This is a genomic window from Pseudomonas sp. GW101-3H06 (assembly GCF_059424605.1).
Genome location: NZ_JBWKZO010000001.1, coordinates 5885790 through 5906242, shown reverse-complemented (window position 1 = coordinate 5906242; position 20453 = coordinate 5885790). Strand labels below are relative to the sequence as shown.

At 56.9% G+C, this 20453-nt stretch carries 22 protein-coding genes and 1 pseudogene; 5 read left to right on the top strand and 18 right to left on the bottom strand.

The features are described 5' to 3' along the window. Positions 1–14: 14 nt before the first annotated feature. The 6 genes from pqqB to AC07ZE_RS27225 form a co-directional block, all read right to left on the bottom strand. Complete coding sequence (pqqB, locus tag AC07ZE_RS27250) at positions 15–926, bottom strand: pyrroloquinoline quinone biosynthesis protein PqqB (RefSeq protein WP_207267469.1); 912 nt, start codon at positions 924–926, stop codon at positions 15–17. 100 nt (positions 927–1026) lie between these two features. Further along, positions 1027–1101 (bottom strand): pyrroloquinoline quinone precursor peptide PqqA, encoded by a 75-nt coding sequence (pqqA, locus tag AC07ZE_RS27245; protein ID WP_003422658.1) that lies wholly within the window; start codon positions 1099–1101, stop codon positions 1027–1029. Between the two features lie 154 nt (positions 1102–1255). Further along, complete coding sequence (pqqF, locus tag AC07ZE_RS27240; RefSeq protein ID WP_207267468.1) at positions 1256–3685, bottom strand: pyrroloquinoline quinone biosynthesis protein PqqF; 2430 nt, start codon at positions 3683–3685, stop codon at positions 1256–1258. A 38-nt stretch (positions 3686–3723) separates the two neighbouring features. Then, positions 3724–4518 carry a carbon-nitrogen hydrolase family protein gene (locus AC07ZE_RS27235; protein ID WP_207267467.1) on the bottom strand — a complete coding sequence of 265 codons (795 nt, stop codon included), beginning with the start codon at positions 4516–4518 and terminating at the stop codon, positions 3724–3726. Between the two features lie 12 nt (positions 4519–4530). Next, positions 4531–6213, bottom strand: coding sequence for a flavin monoamine oxidase family protein (locus tag AC07ZE_RS27230; protein ID WP_207267466.1), 1683 nt, complete (start codon positions 6211–6213; stop codon positions 4531–4533). A 198-nt stretch (positions 6214–6411) separates the two neighbouring features. Then, positions 6412–6873 (bottom strand): Lrp/AsnC family transcriptional regulator, encoded by a 462-nt coding sequence (locus AC07ZE_RS27225; RefSeq protein WP_007980298.1) that lies wholly within the window; start codon positions 6871–6873, stop codon positions 6412–6414. A 177-nt stretch (positions 6874–7050) separates the two neighbouring features. On the opposite strand from AC07ZE_RS27225, the gene AC07ZE_RS27220 reads away from it, so the two are divergent. Next, positions 7051–9405, top strand: a complete 2355-nt coding sequence (locus AC07ZE_RS27220) for a glucose/quinate/shikimate family membrane-bound PQQ-dependent dehydrogenase (protein ID WP_207267465.1) — start codon at positions 7051–7053, stop codon at positions 9403–9405. Between the two features lie 112 nt (positions 9406–9517). Then, on the top strand, positions 9518–10132 hold the full coding sequence (locus AC07ZE_RS27215) for a peptidase M41 (protein WP_207267898.1): 615 nt from the start codon (positions 9518–9520) through the stop codon (positions 10130–10132). Positions 10133–10233: 101 nt separating this feature from the next. Here the strand turns inward: AC07ZE_RS27215 and AC07ZE_RS27210 are convergent, their stop codons facing one another. Then, entirely contained in the window at positions 10234–10521 is a 288-nt protein-coding gene (locus AC07ZE_RS27210) for a DUF3077 domain-containing protein (RefSeq protein WP_207267464.1), read from the bottom strand. Positions 10522–11067: 546 nt separating this feature from the next. Between AC07ZE_RS27210 and AC07ZE_RS27205 the strand changes: the two genes are divergently transcribed. After that, entirely contained in the window at positions 11068–11433 is a 366-nt protein-coding gene (locus AC07ZE_RS27205; RefSeq protein WP_207267463.1) for a type II toxin-antitoxin system RelE/ParE family toxin, read from the top strand. After that, positions 11426–11731 (top strand): helix-turn-helix domain-containing protein, encoded by a 306-nt coding sequence (locus AC07ZE_RS27200; protein ID WP_207267462.1) that lies wholly within the window; start codon positions 11426–11428, stop codon positions 11729–11731. Before AC07ZE_RS27205 ends, AC07ZE_RS27200 begins: the two co-directional genes overlap by 8 nt. Positions 11732–11895: 164 nt before the next feature. On the opposite strand, the gene AC07ZE_RS27195 is transcribed toward AC07ZE_RS27200, so the two are convergent. Then, on the bottom strand, positions 11896–12972 hold the full coding sequence (locus tag AC07ZE_RS27195) for a DUF3800 domain-containing protein (RefSeq protein WP_207267460.1): 1077 nt from the start codon (positions 12970–12972) through the stop codon (positions 11896–11898). Between the two features lie 443 nt (positions 12973–13415). Between AC07ZE_RS27195 and AC07ZE_RS27190 the strand changes: the two genes are divergently transcribed. Continuing rightward, entirely contained in the window at positions 13416–13718 is a 303-nt protein-coding gene (locus tag AC07ZE_RS27190) for a hypothetical protein (protein ID WP_207267459.1), read from the top strand. Between the two features lie 254 nt (positions 13719–13972). Here AC07ZE_RS27190 and AC07ZE_RS27185 read toward each other — a convergent pair whose 3' ends face one another. From AC07ZE_RS27185 to AC07ZE_RS27140, 10 genes and pseudogenes are all read right to left on the bottom strand, one after another. Continuing rightward, a complete protein-coding gene (locus AC07ZE_RS27185; RefSeq protein ID WP_207267458.1) occupies positions 13973–14518 on the bottom strand; it encodes a GNAT family N-acetyltransferase in 546 nt (181 codons plus the stop codon). Then, positions 14490–14801: a type II toxin-antitoxin system TacA family antitoxin gene (locus AC07ZE_RS27180; RefSeq protein WP_081504796.1), complete on the bottom strand. Its 312-nt coding sequence runs from the start codon at positions 14799–14801 to the stop codon at positions 14490–14492. Before AC07ZE_RS27180 ends, AC07ZE_RS27185 begins: the two co-directional genes overlap by 29 nt. 234 nt (positions 14802–15035) lie before the next feature. Continuing rightward, positions 15036–15887, bottom strand: coding sequence for a DNA cytosine methyltransferase (locus tag AC07ZE_RS27175; protein ID WP_207267456.1), 852 nt, complete (start codon positions 15885–15887; stop codon positions 15036–15038). Continuing rightward, positions 15812–16039: pseudogene (locus tag AC07ZE_RS27170) on the bottom strand (hypothetical protein); the annotation flags it as partial. The pseudogene AC07ZE_RS27170 and the gene AC07ZE_RS27175, both read right to left, overlap by 76 nt. Continuing rightward, positions 16009–16290 carry a hypothetical protein gene (locus AC07ZE_RS27165; RefSeq protein WP_207267454.1) on the bottom strand — a complete coding sequence of 94 codons (282 nt, stop codon included), beginning with the start codon at positions 16288–16290 and terminating at the stop codon, positions 16009–16011. The pseudogene AC07ZE_RS27170 and the gene AC07ZE_RS27165, both read right to left, overlap by 31 nt. Before the next feature lie 62 nt (positions 16291–16352). Beyond that, a complete protein-coding gene (locus AC07ZE_RS27160) occupies positions 16353–16604 on the bottom strand; it encodes a hypothetical protein (protein WP_207267453.1) in 252 nt (83 codons plus the stop codon). A 21-nt stretch (positions 16605–16625) separates the two neighbouring features. Then, a complete protein-coding gene (locus AC07ZE_RS27155) occupies positions 16626–16919 on the bottom strand; it encodes a hypothetical protein (protein ID WP_207267452.1) in 294 nt (97 codons plus the stop codon). A 14-nt stretch (positions 16920–16933) separates the two neighbouring features. Next, on the bottom strand, positions 16934–17113 hold the full coding sequence (locus AC07ZE_RS27150) for a hypothetical protein (protein WP_207267451.1): 180 nt from the start codon (positions 17111–17113) through the stop codon (positions 16934–16936). 424 nt (positions 17114–17537) lie between these two features. Next, positions 17538–20219: a toprim domain-containing protein gene (locus AC07ZE_RS27145; RefSeq protein ID WP_207267450.1), complete on the bottom strand. Its 2682-nt coding sequence runs from the start codon at positions 20217–20219 to the stop codon at positions 17538–17540. After that, on the bottom strand, positions 20219–20452 hold the full coding sequence (locus tag AC07ZE_RS27140; RefSeq protein WP_207267449.1) for a hypothetical protein: 234 nt from the start codon (positions 20450–20452) through the stop codon (positions 20219–20221). Before AC07ZE_RS27140 ends, AC07ZE_RS27145 begins: the two co-directional genes overlap by 1 nt. Position 20453 lies beyond the last annotated feature (1 nt).

The window sequence follows — 20453 nt, the reverse complement described above, 5'->3', positions numbered from 1 at the left end:
AGCGGTCTTAATTCCTACAGCACAAGACTCATGCCGTCATACGCCACTTCAACATTGCGTCGATCCAGCTCCGCGCGTTCCGGCGAATCCTCATCAAGAATCGGGTTGGTGTTGTTGATGTGGATGAGCACCTTGCGCTGATCGGGCAGTTGCTCCAGCACTTCGAGCATGCCGCCCGGGCCGTTCTGCGCCAGGTGGCCCATTTCCCGACCGGTGCGGGTGCCGACGCCGCGTCGCTGCATTTCGTCGTCGTCCCACAGCGTACCGTCCACCAGCAGGCAATCGCTGCCGGCCATGATCTCCAGCAACGACGCATCGACCTTGCCCAAGCCTGGCGCGTAGAACAGTTTACCGCCGGTGTTCAGGTCTTCGACGATCAGGCCGATGTTGTCGCCCGGATGGGGGTCGAAGCGGTGCGGCGAGTAGGGTGGTGCGGCACTACGCAGTGGCAGCGGAGTGAAAAGCAGGTTAGGGCAGGCCGGGATGTTGAAGCTCTGGTCCAGTTCGATGCGGTTCCAGCTCAGACCGCCGTTCCAGTGAGTCAGCATATTGAACAGCGGGAACCCGGTGCTCAGGTCTTCGTGGACCATGTCGGTGCACCAGACCTGATGCGGGCAACCTTCACGCAGCATGAGCAGGCCGGTAGTGTGGTCGATCTGGCTGTCCATCAGGATGATTGCGCCGATGCCGGTGTCGCGCAGCGCGCGGCCCGGTTGCATCGGGGCGAAGCTCTGGAGTTGGGCGCGGATGTCCGGTGAGGTATTGCACAGCACCCAATTCACGCCGTCATCGGAGATCGCGATAGACGACTGGGTTCGCGCCTTGGCCTGCAGGCTGCCGTTGCGAAAACCGGCGCAGTTCACGCAGTTGCAGTTCCACTGGGGGAAACCGCCGCCGGCGGCGGAACCTAGAATCTGGACAAGCATGGATGCTCCATCATTGCAACGCGGAAATTAAAAGTAACGCTGAAAATAAAACGCCTCGGCATAACCGAGGCGTCGTGCTGCATGTCTGCCAAGGCAGAGATTAGCGGCTGGCGAAGTACATGGTGACTTCAAAGCCGATACGCAGGTCGGTGTAAGCAGGTTTTGTCCAAGACATGGTGGCGTTCCTTCAAGTGATGGGACTGGTGGCATTCATACATATAGACCACCTCCGGCAAGAGGGGGCAGATAGTTAGGCAGCTATGTTACTTAAAATTTCAAAAGAATTGGCTGCAAATGTTCGAGAAAGTTAATTGCAGCCTCGGTAATGATCATTTTGCCACTTGCCAAGGCGAGTCAGGGCACGGCCCGCTGGACAAGCAGCGCCAACCGCCTTCGGCTTGAATCAGGCGTCGTGTGGCGGCGATCAGCGCAGGTTGATCCAACAGCCGAATCGCTTCGGTCAGTTGCACCAAATATTCCGACGAACGGTTGGCCACCTTGCCCTGCCAGAGCAGTTCGGCGGCTTGGGCATTGGGTAATGCGTCAGCGCAGAATTGATCGATCAGCGCTTGGCGCAGCGTGACGAAACGAGCGTCATCGATGCCGTGAATCATTTCTGGCAATTCATTCAGGAACTGCTCGATGTGTTGCAACAGATCCGACGGTGCGATGCTGGGTGACTGCACGCCGAACAGCAGTCCGGTTTGTCCGTGCATCTGGCGCAGTGCACTGAACACCGCGTAGCCGAGCTGCAACTCCACGCGCAGGCGCTGGTAAAAGGGCGTCTGAGTGAGGTGAGCAAGCAAGCGCCAGGCTGCGTCGTCGGCGATGTCCGTGGATGCGGTCGGGCAAAACAGCAATAACGCGTGTTCGCTGGAGCCGGTGTCGATCTGGCTCCAGAGGTATTGCGAGCGAATCGTTGGCGGTGGTGTCAGCCGATTGTCCGGTGTGCCGGGTATTCGGCTCAGTGGCAGGCCCATTGCCGCTTGGGCCTGGGCGCCGAAGCCCATCGCCAGACCGTCCCAACGGGCACTCGACCAGAGTTGCTGCATGTCATTCGATTGCGCGGTGGGCTCAAGGCAGTGAGCGGGCAACGCCTTGAGCAGTTGTCGAATCGGCATCAACGCAACGGTCGCCGGTTCGTCCTGTGGGAAAACCTCATCAGGGTTTGCCAGCGTTTTCAGTACATGTTCCAGGACAGTGGGCATCGGCTCCTGAAGTCCGATCATCTTCAGCAGCCATTCATTGCCCGATGCGCTGAACGAAAAGTCCACACCCGCCTGCCGGGCTTCTTCGCGTAACGGTTGCAGATTATTTTCCAGGCGGGACTGGAGACTGCTGCAAGGTGCCGCGTCCAGGCGCCAACGCAGATACAGCGCACCTTCAGCACTGTTATCCGGCAACGCCTGGCTGAATTGCATCGGCGAACGTTCGCGGCGGCTGCGTGAGCGATCCTGGGCAAACGTGCGCAGGCCACGGTGGGCGCTGGTCTGGCCGCGAATCAACCCGGCGTTGGGCGTTGGCGTTTCGGAGCGCAAAAACGGGTTGGGCGCCGGCAGTTGCCATTGGCCGGTGAAGTTATCCACAGCACCGATTTGTCGGAGGATTTCCTTGAGCGCCGTCACGCCGTTTTCGGATAACCCGGCTTCACGCTGTTCGCTGTCCAGTCGCGCCAGTTGCAAGGCGCCGCTGACTTGCTGCTGGCGCAGGAGCAGAACGGAGTATTCGTTGCGCAACTCACTCCAGTCTTGCCGGGCGAAAAAGCCCAGCCAATCCAATAGCTGTTCGCGGATCGCTGTTGGCTGCGCATTGCTGTTTAGCGTGAGTTCGATGTGCAGCAGGGCTTGCCCGGCGAATTGATACAGCGGAGCTGCTTTCAACTGTTGGGCCAGCCCGCGTATTTGCAGTTCAGCCAGCAGCCCACCGGGTTTCGCTACGTTCAGCCAATGACACAGGAACGCCAGGGCTTCAGGGGATGACGCGGGCAGCGCTTCGAACGTGAACAGCAGGTCCAGGCGCCGTTCGTTCATCTGTTGATAACTTCTGTTCGTAGCATTCATCAGCGGTGCAGGTGCGTGTTGCGGCGCTCTTTTGCCCTCGGGAATGGCATCGGCGAACCCTTGGGCCAGCGCCTTCAGTTCTTCGAGTGGTTGAGGGCCCGCCAGGCTCAACGTCATCTGCCCGGTCTGATAAAACCGTTGATAAAAATCCTTCAGCGCTTGTTGAAACTCAGGTTGCTCAACCGGCAGGCTGTCGCGATTGCCAGCGTGAAACCCCCGCAGAGGATGAATGTCAGAAAGCCCATCGAACAGCGAAAACTGCTGTTGGGCCGTCGCATCCTGGGACCAGGCAACATACTCCGCCTGCAGAACTTCCCGTTCCCGTTGCTGATCATCCGTATTCATACGTGGATGGGCGAGCATGTCTGACAGACGCTCCAGCCCGCCGCTGAAAGCCTGAGGCGGTAATTCGAAAAAGTAATCGGTGGTGCGCTCGCAGGTGCGTGCATTCACCTGCCCGCCATGACCCTGGACGTAGGCCATCAGCCCTTGGCCTGCAGGAAAACGTTGGGTCCCCAAAAACAGCAGATGCTCCAGAAAGTGCGCCAGGCCAGGCCACGCCAACGGAACATCATGACTGCCGACGGCGACCCGCAACGCAGCAGCGGCGCGCTTCAGATCAGGCACATGACGCAGCGTTACCCGCAGACCGTTGGCCAGGGTTTCAGTGTGGGGGCGAGGGGGATTCAGCGCAGGCATGGGCACTTCCAGAACAGTGAAGTGCCAATGCTAGCGGATTAGCGCTTGTTGAGCGCGCCGTAAAGCTCGGGACGGCGATCAATGAGGTAGCGATTGGCGGCGCGGGAGTCGACCATCAACTGACGATCCAGCTCGCCGACAATCAAGGCTTCATCAAGGCCGGCCTGGGCGATGCGACTGCCATCCGGCGCGGCGATGCTGCTCTGGCCGCAATAGTGGATATCGCCTTCTTGTCCGCAGTAGTTGGCGTAGGCCACGTAGCACTGGTTTTCGAAGGCGCGGGAGCGGACGGTGACGTCAGCTACGAAATCAAAGGGAATCATGTTGGCCGTCGGTGCCAGAATCAGCTCGGCGCCCTCGAGGGCCAGGCGTCGGGCATTCTCCGGAAACTCCAGGTCGTAGCAGATCAGGAAGCCGAGTTTCCAGCCGTTGAGTTCAACCACCGGGAACTCGTCGGTGCCGGGGCTGAACATCGAACGGTCAAGATCACCGAACAGGTGGGTCTTGCGGTAGTTGCAGACGCGTTCGCCCTGGGCGTCAATCAACTGCACGGCGTTGTAGATTTGGCCGTCCTCGGTGCGTTCGGGATAGCCATACAAAATGGCGATCCCGGCGGATCGGGCGATGCGCGCAACCTGCTGTGCCGACTCACCGTTGTGCACCTCCGCCAGCACACTGACGGCATCGACGCCGATGTTGTAACCGGTCAGGAACATCTCCGGCAGCACGAGCAAATCGGCGCCTTTGGCTTCCTGTGCCAGCTGCTGCAGACGTTGCAGGTTGCCGGCGACATCCAGAGGCAGCGGTGGACATTGGTAAAGGGCTACACGCATCGGGGGTTCCTCTTACTCGGGAAGGGCGATAGGGCCTATCTCTTTGAACACATCACCCGGGCCCGGGTTCTCTTTATGTGTGGCACCACCGAAATGTTTCATGATGCCCCACACCGCGTTGAGCGACGTTTGCACCGCACCCTCGACCCAGGCGGGTGTCCACGAAACGTCGTCGCCGGCAATGAAAATCCCGCGTTGTTCCGCTGGCATCTCGTCCTGCATGAAGTGCGCGTACATGCGCTGGTTGTAGCGATAGTGGCCGGGCAGGGCACCTTTGAAGGCACCGAGGAAATGCGGGTCGGCTTCCCATGAAACGGTGATCGGATCGCCGATGATCCGCGCAGCGATGTCGACTTTCGGGTAGATCTTCTTCAGCGCATCCAGCGCCAGTTTCACGCGTTTCTCCACCGGGTGCGGGAGCATCTTCAACGCATCGCTCATCCAGGAGTAAGACAGGCAGATCACCCCAGGCTTGTCGTCGCCGTTATCGAACAGGTAAGTGCCACGGGTCAGGCGATCGGTGAGGGTCATGCTCATCAGGTCACGGCCGGTTTCCGGATCCTTGTCCTTCCAGAACGGACGGTCGACCATCACGAAAGTTTTCGACGACTGCATGTAGCGGGTGCGGTCCAGGGCCATCCACATCTTTTGCGAGAACAGGGTTTCTTCACATTCGATCTGCGTGGTCAGCAGCCAGCTCTGGCAAGTGGTCAGCACCGCAGCGTATTCGCGGGTATCACCGTTGTTGTCGGTGACCGCAAAGCGGCCACCCGGTGCGTGGGCGATTTTTTTCACGCCGGAGCGTGGAGCGCCGCTGTGTAACGACTTGAGGCTGGTGCCTTGTGGCCAATGTACGCAACGTTCCGGTGCATGGCGCCAGATGCCTTGCGGGACTTGTTCCACGCCACCGACCACCAGGTGCTGGTGATCGTCGCAGTTGGTCATCACCACGCGGAAAATTTCCAGCATCGAATTGGGGAAGTCGGAGTCCCAGCCACCGGTGCCGAAACCGACCTGGCCGAACACTTCGCGGTGATGGAACGACAATTTGGCGAAGGCTTTGGAGGTGGCGACGAAGTCGTAGAAGGTGCGGTCGTCCCACAGTGGCACGAGGGTGTTCCACAATTCCTTGAGGCGCGGTACGTCGCGGTCCCGGATCGCTTGCTGGATATCGGAGAACTGCGAGCCGGCTTCCAGGGCGTCGGCCCAGGCGTCAGCCACTTCCTGGAACAATGCAGGAAGATCCGCCAGTTTCTGCGCGTAATGGGTTTTACCTTCCAGATCGATGACGGTGCTGCCGGAGGCTGGCGTCAGCGGGTTGGGGAAGGGCTTGGTCTCAAGACCCAGCTTGTCGACGTAGTGATAGAACGCGGTGGAGGACACCGGAAAACGCATGCCGCCCAACTCGGCGACGATGCCATCGGTGCCGTTGAACGCCTGGGAGCGAAGACGACCGCCCAGCTTCGAAGCTTCATAGACCACCGGCTTGAGGCCGAGCTTCATCAGTTCGTATGCGGCCACCAGCCCAGCGATACCGGCGCCGACAATCGCCACTTCGGCACCGTGATTGTGCTCGGGAATGCTGCCCAGGCCGGCCGGGTGCTCGATCCAGTCGTCGAAGGCGAAAGGAAAGTCCGGACCAAAAATGGTGATTGGTTTTTTACCGTCTGCGGGATGGCGATTGTTCTTGTTCATGGCTGACCTTGCTGGCGACCCGACGGGGAGTGCGCGTCTGAGTATAGGAAAAGATGGCAGCCATTCTAGAGAGCGTGGAACACGTTAATAAGACGCAAAGTGTCGTCGTTTTGCTAATTGTTTAATCAATATGACGAGGTAAAGATGCACAATGCTCAAATGTGGGAGCGAGCAAGCCCGCTCCCACACTGACCACGTCTAAACCGGCTGCCCCCGATCAATCTTGCTACTCAAAATGATCGACGTCGTCGTCTTCTCCACCCCATCCACACTGCCTATCTGATCCAGCAACTGATCCAGCTGTTCCGGCGAGTCCGTGCGCAACCACGCCACATAATCAAATTCGCCACTCACAGCACATAACTGCTGCACCTGGGCCATGGCACTGAGTCGGCGCAACACCTCCTTGCCGGAGCGTGGCTGCACCGTGATCCCGACGTATGCCTGTAATCCACCATCCACCACTCGCTGGCCAAGTCGAACGCCATAGCCGGTGATCACTTTGGCTTTCTCCAACCGCGCCAAGCGCGATGTCACCGTGGTGCGGGCGATGCCCAGTTGCCGGGCGAGCATGGCCACGCTTTCGCGGGCATTGATCTGCAGGGCGGCAATCAACTGGCGGTCGATTTCGTCAAGAACGGGCGGGCGAGTGTCAGGCAATGGAGCATCTCCAGCGGTATGGATCGGTGGATGAGCATGTTACAGGCTCATCCCGCGCAACGGATGCGTGATCTGGTTTCACGACCGTTCGTGCCATTTTTGCCTGCGACAAATTGCCATAAGTAACTAGGTAGTACATTATTCCGCCCCTTGTCACAAATGGGGAAAAATTCCGACATGAATAATTCTGGGGCTGCCGCCGGCAGCAAATGGTTGCTGGCGGGGCTGGGTGTCCTGATCGCACTGATCGGGCTCGGCCTGGTCGGTGGCGGTGGTTATCTGATCGTGTTGGGCGGCAGCTGGTATTTCCTGCTGATGGGCCTGGCGATGCTGGTTTCCGGGCTGATGATCGCCCGCCGCAAACCACAGGGCGCCTGGCTGTATGGCCTGGCACTGATTCTGACGGCGATCTGGGCGGTATGGGATGCCGGTTTCGAATACTGGCCGCTGGTTTCGCGTGTGCTGACGTTCGCCGTGATCGGTCTGGTCGTCGCATTGATCTACCCGACACTGGTCCGCGCTTCGGGCGCGACGGCGGGCCGTGGCGCCTATGGTCTCGCAGGCATTCTGGGTGTCGGTGTCGTCGCAACGATGGCCTACATGTTCGTGCCAACTCACGTGGTCAAGGCCACCACTGAACCCACGGTAACGCCGGTTGCACCGGGGACCGAGCAAAAAGACTGGGCGCACTGGGGCAACACCACCGCCGGCAATCGCTTTGCCGCGCTGGACCAGATCAACAAGGGCAACATCGACAAATTGCAGGTGGCCTGGACCTTCCGTACTGGCGACATCCCGCAAAGCACCGGTGCCGGTGCCGAAGACCAGAACACCCCGCTGCAAATCGGCGACACGGTCTACACCTGCACCGCCTACGGCAAAGTCTTCGCCCTGGACGCCGACACCGGCGCCCAGCGCTGGAAGTTCGACCCGCAAGGCACCGCGCCTAATTGGCAGCGTTGCCGCGGTCTGGGTTATTCCGAAACCCCGGTTTCTTCGGACAATCAGCCCGCAGCCTGTACGAAACGTCTGTTTCTGCCGACCGGCGATGCGCGTTTGATCGCCATCAATACCGAAACCGGCAAACCGTGTGAAGAGTTCGGCAACAAAGGCACTGTTGATCTGACCACCGACATGGGCGAAGTGAAGCCCGGTTACTACCAGCAAACCTCGACTCCGCTGGTCGCAGGGGATGTGGTGGTCGTCGGTGGCCGCGTGGCCGATAACTACTCCACCGGCGAACCGCCAGGTGTGGTGCGTGCCTACGACGTGCGTAGCGGTGAACTGGTGTGGGCGTGGGATCCGGGCAACCCGAACACCACCAAACGCCCTCCGGCGGGCGAGACGTATACCCGTGGTACGCCGAACGTATGGTCGGCCATGTCCTACGACGCCAAGCTCGGTCTGGTCTACTTGCCGACCGGCAACGCCACACCGGATTTCTTCGGCGGTCAGCGCACCGAGTTCGATGACAAATGGAGTTCGTCCATCGTCGCCCTCGATGTGAAGACCGGTCAGGTGCGCTGGCACTTCCAGACCACTCACCACGACCTGTGGGACTTCGACCTGCCAGCCCAACCGCTGCTGTACGACGTGCCGGACGACAAGGGCGTCATGCAGCCGGCCCTGGCGCAAGTCACCAAGCAAGGCGAGATTTTCCTGCTCAACCGCGAAACCGGCGTGCCCATCGCCCGTGTCGAAGAGCGTCCGGTGCCGCAAGGCCATGTGCCCGGCGAACGCTACGCGCCAACCCAGCCGTTCTCGGTGGACATGCCGTCAATCGGCAATAAAACCCTGACCGAAGCCGACATGTGGGGCGCCACGCCATTCGACCAGTTAATGTGCCGCATCCAGTTCAAGGGCATGCGTCACGAAGGCGTCTACACCCCACCGGGCATGGACCGCGCTCTGCAATTCCCGGGCTCCCTGGGGGGCATGAACTGGGGCAGCGTCTCGGTTGATCCGAACACGAATTACATGTTCGTCAACGACATGCGCCTGGGCCTGGCCAACTACATGATCCCGCGCGACAAGATCGGTGCCGGTGCCAGCGGTATCGAAATGGGCGTGGTGCCGCAGGAAGGCACGCCGTTCGGCGCCATGCGCGAGCGCTTCCTCTCGGCGGTCGGCATTCCGTGCCAGAAACCACCGTTCGGCACCATGTCCGCCATCGACCTCAAGACCCACAAACTGATGTGGCAAGTCCCAGTCGGTACGGTACAGGACACCGGCCCGCTGGGCATCCGCATGCACCTGCCGATCCCGATCGGCATGCCGACCCTCGGCGCCTCCCTGGCCACCCAGTCCGGCCTGCTGTTCTTCGCCGGCACCCAGGACTTCTATCTGCGCGCCTTTGATACCGGCAACGGCAACGAAATCTGGAAGTCGCGTTTGCCGGTGGGAAGCCAGTCCGGGCCGATGACCTACGTATCGCCGGAAACCGGCAAGCAGTACATCCTGCTGACAGTGGGCGGTGCGCGTCAGTCGTCGGATCGCGGGGACTATGTGATTGCCTACGCTTTGCCCAATTAAGGGCTGAGATGCAGGTATGAAAAAGCCGCGCGATTGCGCGGCTTTTTTCTGTGTGAAACTTCAGCGAAGCTACAGTCACGCGTAGTCGAACGGGAGAGCCGACGCGATGGCAATGAAGAAGATGCCGGCAGCAGTGCGCGAACATGCCTTGCAGATCGCCCATCACGAAATGGGCCATTACGTCGTGGCCAGGACGCTTGGATTCGATACGAGCGGCGTGACCCTGACAGTGACCATGGACCTGAGGCACAAGGGCGGCGCCTCCATCAGCCTGGTGCGACCCATTTCGTCAATGGAAGCCATGAGGGAATACCTGCAAGCCCGGATGATGATCCTCTTCGCGGGCGCCATGGCGCAGACATTGCCTTCGGCACATGTGCGCGCGAAACGTGTTGATAAGTCGCAAGCGGTCGCCATCCTCAATGGTGCATTCGGCGCGGAACGGGATGACGCAAAGATCAGGGAATTGCGGCAACTGCTGCGCAACATCACCTATCCCGATACTGATCCGGCGGCGTGCGAGCGCGTTACGGCCGAACTGAAGGCGATCAACGATCGTCTGTGGCTGCGCACCCAAAGTATCGTCGAGTCATTGGCTGAGACGATTGCCGGACTCGGAGAAGCACTGGTCGACCGCATGGTACTCGTGGAGCAGTGGGGCAGGCCCGCGGATACCTATGAGGTCGTGTTAACGCGGGAAATGCTTGAGCGGTTGGCCCCTCTGTAGGAACGAGCTCGCTCGCGAAGGTCGTGAACGAAAACGCGTAAACCAGATTCTAGCGGTGCCCTTGGTTTTTTTTCGCGAGCAAGCTCGCTCCTACAAGTTCTTCACCTGATTGGCCGACGCGTCAGCACCTTCACCACATCATCAACCACCGCTTTGCTCATCGTCGTCAGATAGTGTGCTGCCCACGCGTGCCGGTCGGAGTCTTGGGCGTAGGCGGCATCCACGGTCAGGGATTTGGCGAGGAACAGCAGGTCAGAGGCTTGGGCCAGGGCATCGGCGATGGGGACGTCGCGGCAGACGTGGAACAAAGGTTGGTCAGAGAGATACAGGAAGGGTGTGAAGCCGACGGTCTTGAGTTCTGAAATTGCGGATGTATCTATTTTAGTCATGGTGGCACTCCAAGGTTCGAGGAGCTGCCACGTTCGTTTCCAAGCGAATAGGTGGCAGCTGTACGCAGGTTGGAAAACCGGGAACCGAGGAACCGGCACGCCCTAAGGCGTCCCACGCACAGCTGCCATGACACAAGATTGCAGTTGCGTTACGGTTCGACGGGTTTCCAAGCCCGTTCGCTGAATGGTCAGCGACGTCCGGAGACTATCCCGTCGAAGAAAAGCGCAACAAGGCGGCAAAGTGCCCAAAAGCAAGATTCGGAATTTGCCTACAAGACCCTACGGCGTCATCCGATATTGCGACACCTAAAGTAAACAATGTTTAAGCGGAAAACACGCAAAAAGCTTGTGATTGACGCTTCCTGACAACATTTCAAACGCCTCAATGATCTCCCATGAACCATCAATCAAGTGGGGGCCAAGGCTCAACGATCAGGTGCTGGAAACGGTCATTAACAATTTTGGGAAGTACCAAGCGTGGTCGGGTAGCCGCTCAAGCTCATAAAGTTATTCCCTTGAGATCATATTCCTTGGGTGGCATATTGTATGGGCTGGGATATTGAGTACACCGACCAGTTTGGAGTCTGGTGGGAGGGGCTGGATGCGCAAGAACAGGCCTCGGTTTCGGCCAGCGTCGATTTGCTGGAGTTCTTCGGGCCAGGGCTACGTTTTCCCCACAGCAGTGACATCAAATGCTCTCGATTTGGCAATCTCCGAGAGCTTAGGGTCCAGCATGCGGGGCGACCTTATCGTGTGCTGTATGCATTTGATCCACGTCGATGCGCTCTACTTTTGATCGGAGGGAACAAAACCGGTCAGGGCCGTTGGTATGACGAGCATGTCCCGCTGGCGGACAAGTTGTATGGCGAACATTTGGAAACACTGCGTAAAGAGGGCCGCAACGATGGCTAAGAAATTTTCTGAACTTCAAGCTCGCATGACGCCGGAATCTCGAGCTAACGCAGAGCGGCTATTCCAACAGCACCTGAAAGAAATGCCCTTGCATGAGTTGCGTAAGGCGCAGGAACTGAGTCAGGCCACGCTGGCCAAGACATTGCATGTAAACCAGGCGGCAATCTCCAAGATGGAGCGGCGTACCGACATGTACATCAGCACGTTGCGCAATTACATCCGTGCCATGGGCGGCGAACTGGAAATCATCGCGACCTTTCCCGAGGGACAGGTAAAGATCGAGAATTTTGCCAACTGAGCAGTCAGACACGAAAAAGCCGCGCATTGCGCGGCTTTCTTGTTTGGTGGGCCCACACGGACTTGAACCGTGGACCAAAGGATTATGAGCCCAAAAAAGCAACGCGTGTTTACAGGGTGTTGCTAGCATCAAGGCAGCTTTCTAAGTATATGTTCCCATATTTCCTAAGTGTTCTCAGTGACGGTGGACACTTTTTGGACACTTTTCAGCGCATCTATGAGGCCTCGCTTGAGCATTGGCCTTTGCTGCCGCTCCATCATTCTGATTGTTTTCTCTGTCCGCCTATCTACTGCTTTTTCCTCTCCGAGCGATAGGAGCAACAGTGGGTGCCTACCACGGCCGCGCTGAATCATCAGCCGCCCAAGGAAAGCTGCCGCCCTCAAATTATCCTTAAATCCGTGTCTGAGGCAGCGCCTTAATCCCGCGGATAGAAGGTCAGCCAACTGAATTCCGAAGTCGTCTTTTGAGTCAACAAACTGAATATCGTCCCTTATCAGTTTCTGGATATTAAGCGAGCTGTCCAAGTCGACGTCGATGCCGTATTCCTCTTTGAGGTAGGTGGGTCTATCGTCAGCTGCAAACTCGTACTTGGCCATATAGCTATAGTCAACGCCCATGATCTTCGGCATGGGGTCCTTCAAAGACAGGGTCTGCAAGTAACCCGGGCTGAGGCTTTCAAAAACCTTTTCGTATTCCGTTTTCCTCGCTGGGTCTTTCTGATCCACCCGCCAAACAAATGAGGACAGGGTCTCTGGGGTACGTTGCGCGTAGTAGTTGATCGCCTGCCAAACAACAAAGTGCATGAGCCTTATCTGGCAAATGAACTGAACATGAAGCTGGTCTGGCAGCTTTTGCACCAGATCGGCGGCGTTCTGAACGCTCTCCCGCCCGGATTGATGAACCATCTTGTCGATGTGCTGGAGAAGCATCTGAGCGCTAGTATTTTTGTGGGCGTTGACTGCCTCGGGGGTGTTCAGATATGCATCGGACGCAAGGCCGAATAGCGTGCAGTTCAACCTCTCCAAACGATTAAGTAGCCGGAAGAAGCTCATCTCATCCGTGCCTTTTCCAAGCTTCAATTCGTCTGTTGGAGCGCGCCCGTTCTCTTGTTTGAAAATATGCAGGGCTTCCTCGGCAGCCCCGATCGCATCATCTGGGATGGCAATGGCGCAGATTGAGCTCCACGAATCGGGGTCTGGCGTGTAGGTAAAGGTTCCGGATTCATCGATGAAAATGTACATGTGTTCGCCTTCGTGTGTCGGAAGCTGTGTCAATTTTTGAGAAAACGGCCCCTGAAAACACTGGTTGGAGGTTCTTAAATTTTTGACGTGGGGGGAAGTGATCAGAAACCGAAAACCCACAAAAATACGAACTTTTCTTCCAGAACCCCTTGTGAATCGCGGACTTCGGCATCCGGACACTTGGGTGGTGTCTTTTGAGAGTAGCGTAGGGTTTCTTCATTTCATTACAAAATCTAGCAATTTATGAAATTGCTCGTGCACCCTGGTGGCCCGCTATGGGCAAGGGCTGTAGCACCGATTGCACCACCCGTATGTTTTGCACAAAAAATTACACAGAGCCCGTCGGCGGGAGGGGGAAAAGTGCGTTCCGTTGGGGCGTTTTGTTATTTGGGGGATTTTCTGGTGCGCGAGTAGGTTGCGGGGCTGTGCTGTGGTGGTCCAACATGTCTCCAGCAGAGCTTTTGATAAAAATAGGTTCATCTACGGCGTGGTGCCCCAAGGCATACGAAAAGGATTTTCTCATGCCCTACGTCCTATCCTTCGAAGTGAACAGGCGCTACGAAATTCGCGTTGATTCGGTCAGTGAGGCCATTGCTCGCTACGACGAAACCTATCTGTTGATCGGCGCCTGGCTAGAAAGAACGGGTGCCAGCGGAGAGTTTGCAGTTGTACAGAGGCTCCGCGCTATTGACGCTGCACGTGAGCTGGGGGAGATTTTTCGATGGAAATCTGATGGTAATGCGTAGGTTCGATCTTTGATTACTTCACATCTTGGAAATTGCCCATAACTTGTGCTTGTAAATAGACAGTGAAGTGGAGCTGTCCTGGAATCTGCATTGCGCATGGAATCCAGATAAGACTGAGTGACCTCTCGATATGAAAGGTCACACAGAAGATATTGCTTGGCTTCGCTATCAATGGAATTCTGGCCAACAGAGTTACATTGATAGCGACATAGGCAAGCCTGCGCTTATCTGTGCAGGCGAATCAAGTGTTGACGCTACGAGGCTGCAATAGCCTTCAGGATCACTTTGATTCCGATCAGCATTGGCGTGCTTTGATTCGCATCAGGCTCGTCAATGATCTTAAACCCAAGCTCCTCATAAAATGAGACGGCATTGGGGGCAGCATCCAAGTAGATCCCCTTGATCGGGATTTCCTGGTGAACCCGAGCCGCTTGCTTGAACGCTTCCATCAGGAGTTTTTGGCCTATGCCCCAACCCTGATACATCCCGTCAACCCCGATCATCACCAACCGTATAACGGGGATACGCAAAGGCAAATTGGTGTCATCAATGCCGTTCTGGGCCAGTGCCCTTTCGATATCAGACACGGTCAGTGTGCAGAACCCTACGACTTCCAAGGCAGGGTTGATGGCACCAATGGCACTGACGTTCTCGTGTTTCAGAGCACGCTTGAGGCTGCTCTTATAGTACGAATCGATTACGCTAACCCCGCAACTAAATGTTTTGAGGTACTTGTATTTATCGCAATTGACAAGCAGGTTGCGGTCAATTTCACATGTTGGCGTCTCTTCGGTTTTCATGTTTTCCTCTCATTAGTCTAAGCAGCGCTTCTGAAGGCGCAGCGGTTTCATCCTCTAGGAGGATCTTTTGTATACGAGCAAATGCTCGTTCTGAAGCTTCAATTCTTTTGTGGCTTTCTATAACTGCTTCTGCTTTTTCAAAAGCTGATGCAATTATAAAAGACGTCATGTCTAATCCTTGAAGTGTTGCGGCTCTTTTTATAAGTTCCTTGGCGAAGTCAGTTGTTTTAATTTCAAGTCGTGCGCTTTTCGTAGATTTAAGTGTTTCTTCTAAAGTAGTCATTTGGTTAGCACCGTTGGTTTTCTTGCAGGTTTATTTCCTTTTAAGTTTAGTTGATCTCACTTTCTATTTATGGCCCGGTTGGGCCTTTTAATCGCCATGCATACCCCTCTCATTGATGTGGAATCTAATTCTCGTGCTTTCGTTTGATTATATTCTTGCTAGCTGTACGGATGATACCCGTACGCCAAGTGTTTTGTCAAGCTCCGTACGGACATCATCCGTACGGAGCGCGATTCAGATCGCGTCGATCAACCCCCGCCCAACCCACTCCGCCACCTGCGTAACAACGGCGTTTCCGGCAGCGAAAGCCTCCGCAAGGTTGGCCGCATCCAGTCCGAGGCAAAACCCATCATCCTCAGACGCTCGCTGCCGCTCAGCCATCTGATCCCATCCGTGCGGGTGAGCGACGAAAGTGGTACAGCCCATAGTGATTTGGGAGCCGGCTTTGTTTGCCAATAGAGTATTGGCAGCCCAGGCATCCGCGGCGCGTGGCCAGCTGATCGAGCGAGACGCTGGAGGTATTGCGTCCACTGGCGCGGCGTCAGCCAGGAACTCGAAGGGGGGCATTCGTCGATAACCTGCGACCAGGAATACGCGACGACGCTGCTGGGGGACTCCGAAATATTGAGCATTAAGCACTCGCCAAAATCCCACATACCCGCAGTCCGCAAGGGCCCGGATGACTGTTTCAAAGTCACAGCTATCGTTGACAGCGAGCAGGTTAACGACGTTCTCAAGGACCACCCAGCGAGGTTGAATCTCTTTGAGGATTCGTATGACCTCCCAGAAAAGGCCGCTGCGTTCGCCGCGCAGTCCGCGGCTGTCTCGGTTGCTTTCCCGGCAGCCGGCGACGCTGATGTCCTGGCAGGGGAATCCGGCGGTGAGGACATCGACGGGGCTGAGGTTGTGAGCGCCGCACTGGCGCACGTCTTCAAACTGCTGTGCATGGGGAAATCGATCGGCAAGCACAGCCCGGTTGACCGGGTTGAGTTCAACTTGCCAGGCGCTGCGGTGCCCTGGTAGTTGTCGAACAGCTCGGCGGGCAGTTGCAGCGGCTGTTTGCTGCCCCAGAAACTGTCGGCCCAACTGCCGACATACACTTCGCCGTCGCCCTGTTGGTGCCAGATGAAATCGGCAATCCCAAACACTTGGGCCAGGCTGTCCATGGTCTGGATGCCGGCGGCCAGTGAGTAAAAGTAAGGGGTTTTCACTTTGGCGTAAGGGGTATCGGGCAGTCGGCGGCAATCAACAGCTCAGTGACGACTGCTGCATCACGCTCGCTCAGATCGCCCATGTTGTGGGCCATGTTGACCAGGTTTTCCAGATGCGACCGTGCATCCGGGGTTTTGTGAACCAGGTATCCGATCAGTGCGGTACCGATCACGGCAGTGGCCAGCAGTGGTCGAGACGGTTTGAAACCGCTGGTCCCACCCTTCATCAGCAGGGTGATATCCTTGCTGTCGCTGCTGCTGCGGTGTTCTGCTTTCATCAGTTTTGCTCCTTGGTGGTAGTGGGTGTCGGGGAGGTGCGAACTCCTCGACACCGTCTCTTTCAGGCTTGCCGCAATGGGCTTGCCGTGAATACCGGGCGTTGTTCACAACGCACTTCAAACAATCCCAGGTCGTGACCGTCCACGTCGTGCAGGTGCACCACGGTGATGAGTGCCGGGATGTCGTTCGGGTGATCTCGCCAGTGATCGGCCGCGGCCAGCTCGGCGAGGTCTTCTGAGCTGCAACGATCGACGTACTGCGTTGGTAGGCAGAATTCCCCGGGTAAGGTGTTCGCGCAGTAGTAGAGATTCATGGCGCTTCTCCTTGCTGGGGCTTAAGCCTGGCGCACCAGGTGTGCAATGAAAGTGATGGGCAATCTGGCGTTCCTGCCTTGCGCGACCAGATCCTGGACGGCCTTGATTTGGAACTGAGTGCAATCGTCGGCCAGAAAATGAGTTGCCCCGGCCAACACCTGGTCGCTGATCAGGTTGAGGAAGTACGGCGTGGTGAAGCGTTCGCCAATGATGATCGGCACTTCGATCCCTTGGGCTTTCAGCTCCTCTTGGATGGCTTGTAACTGGGTGGTTTTGCCGGTGCATCGGTCGCCTTTGATGACGTTTACTCGCATGGTGAAACTCCTTTTCATTGAGGTTTGATGGTGTGTCGCTGGGTGTTCAGTCGCTCGCGCATGTCTTCGCGAAAGCGGTCGGTTTTCTTCGGGTCGTTGAGCCAATCGACGATTTCTTGTCGGGACCAGCGGTGAAGTAAATGGCGGGCGAGGCAGTCCCGCCGGTGGACTTCCTGGGGTGAAAGTTCGGGCATGGGTTGTCTCGCGTTAGATGTGTTGCGCGTAGGGCTTTCTGTGTCTGGAATTTTTGAACTATTGCTGTATTTGCAGGGCTGAAGTCCTTGTTTTTACGGGGTTTAGCTGGCCGAAAAAGTAGTTCAGTGCTAGTGGAATGCGCTGAACTATTGAGCTGTGGGCATATCGCTGTAGCCCTTGTATTTAAAGGCTTGCAGCGGATTTCGGTTAGAAGGCTGAAAATGGAATGTTGCTGGAATGAAAAATAGTTCAGCGTCTTCCACTGACATTCCAGTGATGAATTTTTATAAGTTGCTGTTTTCACTTATTAATTACCTAATAGTTCAAAAATTACAGATGACTTATGGGGCAACGCGCAAACTCTTAGGTAAAACGCAGGCGACACTCATCCAAGGATCAAACTCGTTGTAAATCAGTTGGATTTCAGACTTTTTTGAAAAGCCAGCAGTTGATGGTTCGACGCTCAATCCGGGAGTAGGCCTTTCGGGTTTCCAGGAACTTGTAAGTGGTGCTTTGGGGAAGGGCGCGTTGCAGTTGTGCCCGAGTGAGAACTTCCTGACTGGCTTTTCGACAGGCCTCCTGAAAGTGCTCGATGTTGATGGCGACTACGCCTCGCTCGGCGCTGTGGTTCAGGGTTTCGTGAATCTCCTCCCGGTCACCCTCGCTGTCACTGATCTTCACCACCCGCTCATTGAGGTAGTGGTAGATCTGCCAGAACGTGGCCGCGTCGGGGTGCTCCGATCGGCAGCGTTGCTGGCGAGCGATTGCCCGCTGCTCCAGATGCTTGGCCAGGTTTTCCATGTCGGCGTCCGTCCAGTCCGGGAACAGCGCCTGAGTGGCGTAGGCGGCTGCCAAGACCTGGGCGTGGCAAGTGACGATGCGTGCCTCAGTAATCGCGGCAACGGCTTGCAGACGCTGTTCAAAACGCGGGAAGGCATCGAAGTAGCGGGTCAGCCACTCCTGTTCGAATGCCAGGCAACGGCGCAGGTAGCCGCCCAGGGCTCTGGCATCCATGCTTTTCAGTCGGTCGGCGAGTGGCTTCAGGGCCGGTGTGTGATGGTCCTTCGTGGCGTGCAGCTCCACGATGCGTGAGAGGGTTGCTTCCGAACTGTCCACGCTGTTGTTTTGCGAAATGCCCAAGGCGCCTCGCCAGAATGTACTGCGTGTTTCGTTACCGGTAGTTTTGGCGCCGGTAACCCTGAGGGTCGCGTGGTAGTCAAAGAGCCTTTTCAGTTCGTCCCAGTTGAACTGCACTGTGACTTTGCGCCCCTGGCTATCGGTGGATTCCTTGTCCGACTCGATCAGGATTACGGGTAGGTTGCTGACATCGGCGAAGGATCGTGACAAGCCGATTGCACTGGCACCCGCACCGCTGGGTTGTATCCCTTCGTAATTTTCACGACCGGTAAGCCGCCACAGGAAACGCAGCAAGGTGGACTTGCCGGCCCCGGGTTTTCCAGTGAACTCCAAAAAGGGAAAGGACGCCTGCTTTGCGCCGATCTGCTGAACAAAATAGGTCGCGGTCCACCAGCTCAGGATGGCCAAACCGTTCAGCCCGTTGACGGCGAGGAAGTCTTTAAACCATTCCGGATCAAAGTCCTGACCGCGTTCCAGCGTGAAGTTGGAAAGGGTGGTTTTGACGCCATTGCCGTTGATTTCAATAAAGCCGTGGCTGTTGACCGGAAGCTCCTTGCCCTGGTGAAAGCCGAAGGTGGGATAGCAGTAGAGGCCACAGCTTTCGTCGTAACCCACAAAGGGCAGGCTGCGCACGGTTCGCACCGCCCGATTTTCGTCGTTGAGCCATTTTGCCTTGAGCATGGCCAGCACCGCTTCACCGCCTTCGAAGTTTCCTCCTGGTGTGTGCTCGAGCAGAGAGCGGGCGAACCCTCGTGGGTCGGTGATGGCATTGGGGGCGAGCGGTGCCTTGCAGCTGCGGCTCTTGTCCGGAAACTTGAAGTCGAAGAAGTAGCGCTGCTCGCTGGTGACGATGTCCTTTTCCAAGTACTCCAGATTGGGAATGCAGTTGGCCACCTGTTTGATTTTTACGTGTTTGCTGAAGGTCTCGCGGTTGCCGTCGAGCTTTTCCTCGCCCAGGTCGGTGGTGAGTTCGCTCTGGTTGACCTTGGCCGAGAACAACCGATTGCGAAACTCCATCAGGAAAAATGCTGCAGGCCGACGCAAGTACATCAGGTAAGCCAATTTGGTGGTGTTTTCAGCCGTGAACAGCCGGCCCTGGTATTCGGCCTCGGCCATGAACACCGGGTCCAATTGACCGTCGCGGTAGACGTCGTCCCAGTCGCGCTCACCGGCGAGGGCGACCCAGCCGATTTCTTTTTGTTCGCGGATCTGGCGCAGGTATTTGGGGATGTATTTGCGGCCGGCCTCATCGTCATCCAGGGCGATGACCCAGGTGATGGACTTGCCTTTGTGGGCCTCCAGTATGCTCCACGGGAAGTTCACGCAGCTGATTGAGGCGATCGCCTTGAAGCCGGCCTGGTGCAGCGCAATAGCGTGAAAGATACCTTCGACGATGTAGATGCGATCATTCCTGTCGATCGTCATGCCGGGCGGAATCCAGCCGTTGCCCTTGTAGCTCATGCCGTACTTGATGCCTGCTTTGTCATCGTCGTTCGCGGCGACTGCCGTGGCGTCGATCAGGCGTTCCCAGTAGCCGTCGCAAAGCGGAAACCGCACGGTGTCGGCCCATTCTTTGTTCTTGAGCTTGCGCCGGCCTTGGGTATACCAGCCCTTCATTTGGCTGATGTCGAATCCACGGTTGCGCTGCAGGTAGGCGTCGGCCGTGGCGTTGGGGTTCTCCGGAGTTTTGGGAAAGCGCTCGCTGAGGTTTTCGAACAGGTGCCGGTAGCGCTCGCGGGTTTTCTCCTCAAATTTGCACTCGTTTTCGCGGTTGCATTTAAGGACGTAGGGCTTGATCACGCTGATGAACAGCCTGCGTTGACCGCAGTTGGGGCATTTGCCTTTTTGCATGGACTTGTCATTGATGCTTTCGAAGCCCAGTTCAGGGTCTGTTTTCAGGGCTTCGACGACTTCGTTCAGGTAGATGTCGTCGAAGACTTTTTGGTCGAGTTTTCTTCGCGCCTGCATTAACGGGCTCCGACTTTCTTTTTGTCGCTGGAACGAATCCGCTCAGCTTGTTCCGCGGCCTCGACGGCGAGGTGGATCATATTTACTAGAACGGCGGACTTTGACCCTTCCGCTTTTGGACGGATCAAGAAGTTGCCCAGCTCTATTTCTCTCCTGATGGCTGAATCGGACTGCCCGGAGCGCCTGACAAGCTCGCTGATGGTCACGTATGGCGTGTCGATGGTGATCTGCATT

Excerpts from the sequence above, each read along its gene's own strand:
- pqqB (WP_207267469.1), bottom strand. The coding sequence starts at position 926 with ATGCTTGTCCAGATTCTAGGTTCCGCCGCCGGCGGCGGTTTCCCCCAG.
- pqqF (WP_207267468.1), bottom strand. The coding sequence starts at position 3,685 with ATGCCTGCGCTGAATCCCCCTCGCCCCCACACTGAAACCCTGGCCAAC.
- AC07ZE_RS27235 (WP_207267467.1), bottom strand. The coding sequence starts at position 4,518 with ATGCGTGTAGCCCTTTACCAATGTCCACCGCTGCCTCTGGATGTCGCC.
- AC07ZE_RS27230 (WP_207267466.1), bottom strand. The coding sequence starts at position 6,213 with ATGAACAAGAACAATCGCCATCCCGCAGACGGTAAAAAACCAATCACC.
- AC07ZE_RS27220 (WP_207267465.1), top strand. The coding sequence starts at position 7,051 with ATGAATAATTCTGGGGCTGCCGCCGGCAGCAAATGGTTGCTGGCGGGG.
- AC07ZE_RS27215 (WP_207267898.1), top strand. The coding sequence starts at position 9,518 with ATGAAGAAGATGCCGGCAGCAGTGCGCGAACATGCCTTGCAGATCGCC.
- AC07ZE_RS27210 (WP_207267464.1), bottom strand. The coding sequence starts at position 10,521 with ATGACTAAAATAGATACATCCGCAATTTCAGAACTCAAGACCGTCGGC.
- AC07ZE_RS27205 (WP_207267463.1), top strand. The coding sequence starts at position 11,068 with ATGGGCTGGGATATTGAGTACACCGACCAGTTTGGAGTCTGGTGGGAG.
- AC07ZE_RS27200 (WP_207267462.1), top strand. The coding sequence starts at position 11,426 with ATGGCTAAGAAATTTTCTGAACTTCAAGCTCGCATGACGCCGGAATCT.
- AC07ZE_RS27195 (WP_207267460.1), bottom strand. The coding sequence starts at position 12,972 with ATGTACATTTTCATCGATGAATCCGGAACCTTTACCTACACGCCAGAC.
- AC07ZE_RS27190 (WP_207267459.1), top strand. The coding sequence starts at position 13,416 with ATGTCTCCAGCAGAGCTTTTGATAAAAATAGGTTCATCTACGGCGTGG.
- AC07ZE_RS27185 (WP_207267458.1), bottom strand. The coding sequence starts at position 14,518 with ATGAAAACCGAAGAGACGCCAACATGTGAAATTGACCGCAACCTGCTT.
- AC07ZE_RS27180 (WP_081504796.1), bottom strand. The coding sequence starts at position 14,801 with ATGACTACTTTAGAAGAAACACTTAAATCTACGAAAAGCGCACGACTT.
- AC07ZE_RS27165 (WP_207267454.1), bottom strand. The coding sequence starts at position 16,290 with ATGAAAGCAGAACACCGCAGCAGCAGCGACAGCAAGGATATCACCCTG.
- AC07ZE_RS27160 (WP_207267453.1), bottom strand. The coding sequence starts at position 16,604 with ATGAATCTCTACTACTGCGCGAACACCTTACCCGGGGAATTCTGCCTA.
- AC07ZE_RS27155 (WP_207267452.1), bottom strand. The coding sequence starts at position 16,919 with ATGCGAGTAAACGTCATCAAAGGCGACCGATGCACCGGCAAAACCACC.
- AC07ZE_RS27150 (WP_207267451.1), bottom strand. The coding sequence starts at position 17,113 with ATGCCCGAACTTTCACCCCAGGAAGTCCACCGGCGGGACTGCCTCGCC.
- AC07ZE_RS27145 (WP_207267450.1), bottom strand. The coding sequence starts at position 20,219 with ATGCAGGCGCGAAGAAAACTCGACCAAAAAGTCTTCGACGACATCTAC.
- AC07ZE_RS27140 (WP_207267449.1), bottom strand. The coding sequence starts at position 20,452 with ATGCAGATCACCATCGACACGCCATACGTGACCATCAGCGAGCTTGTC.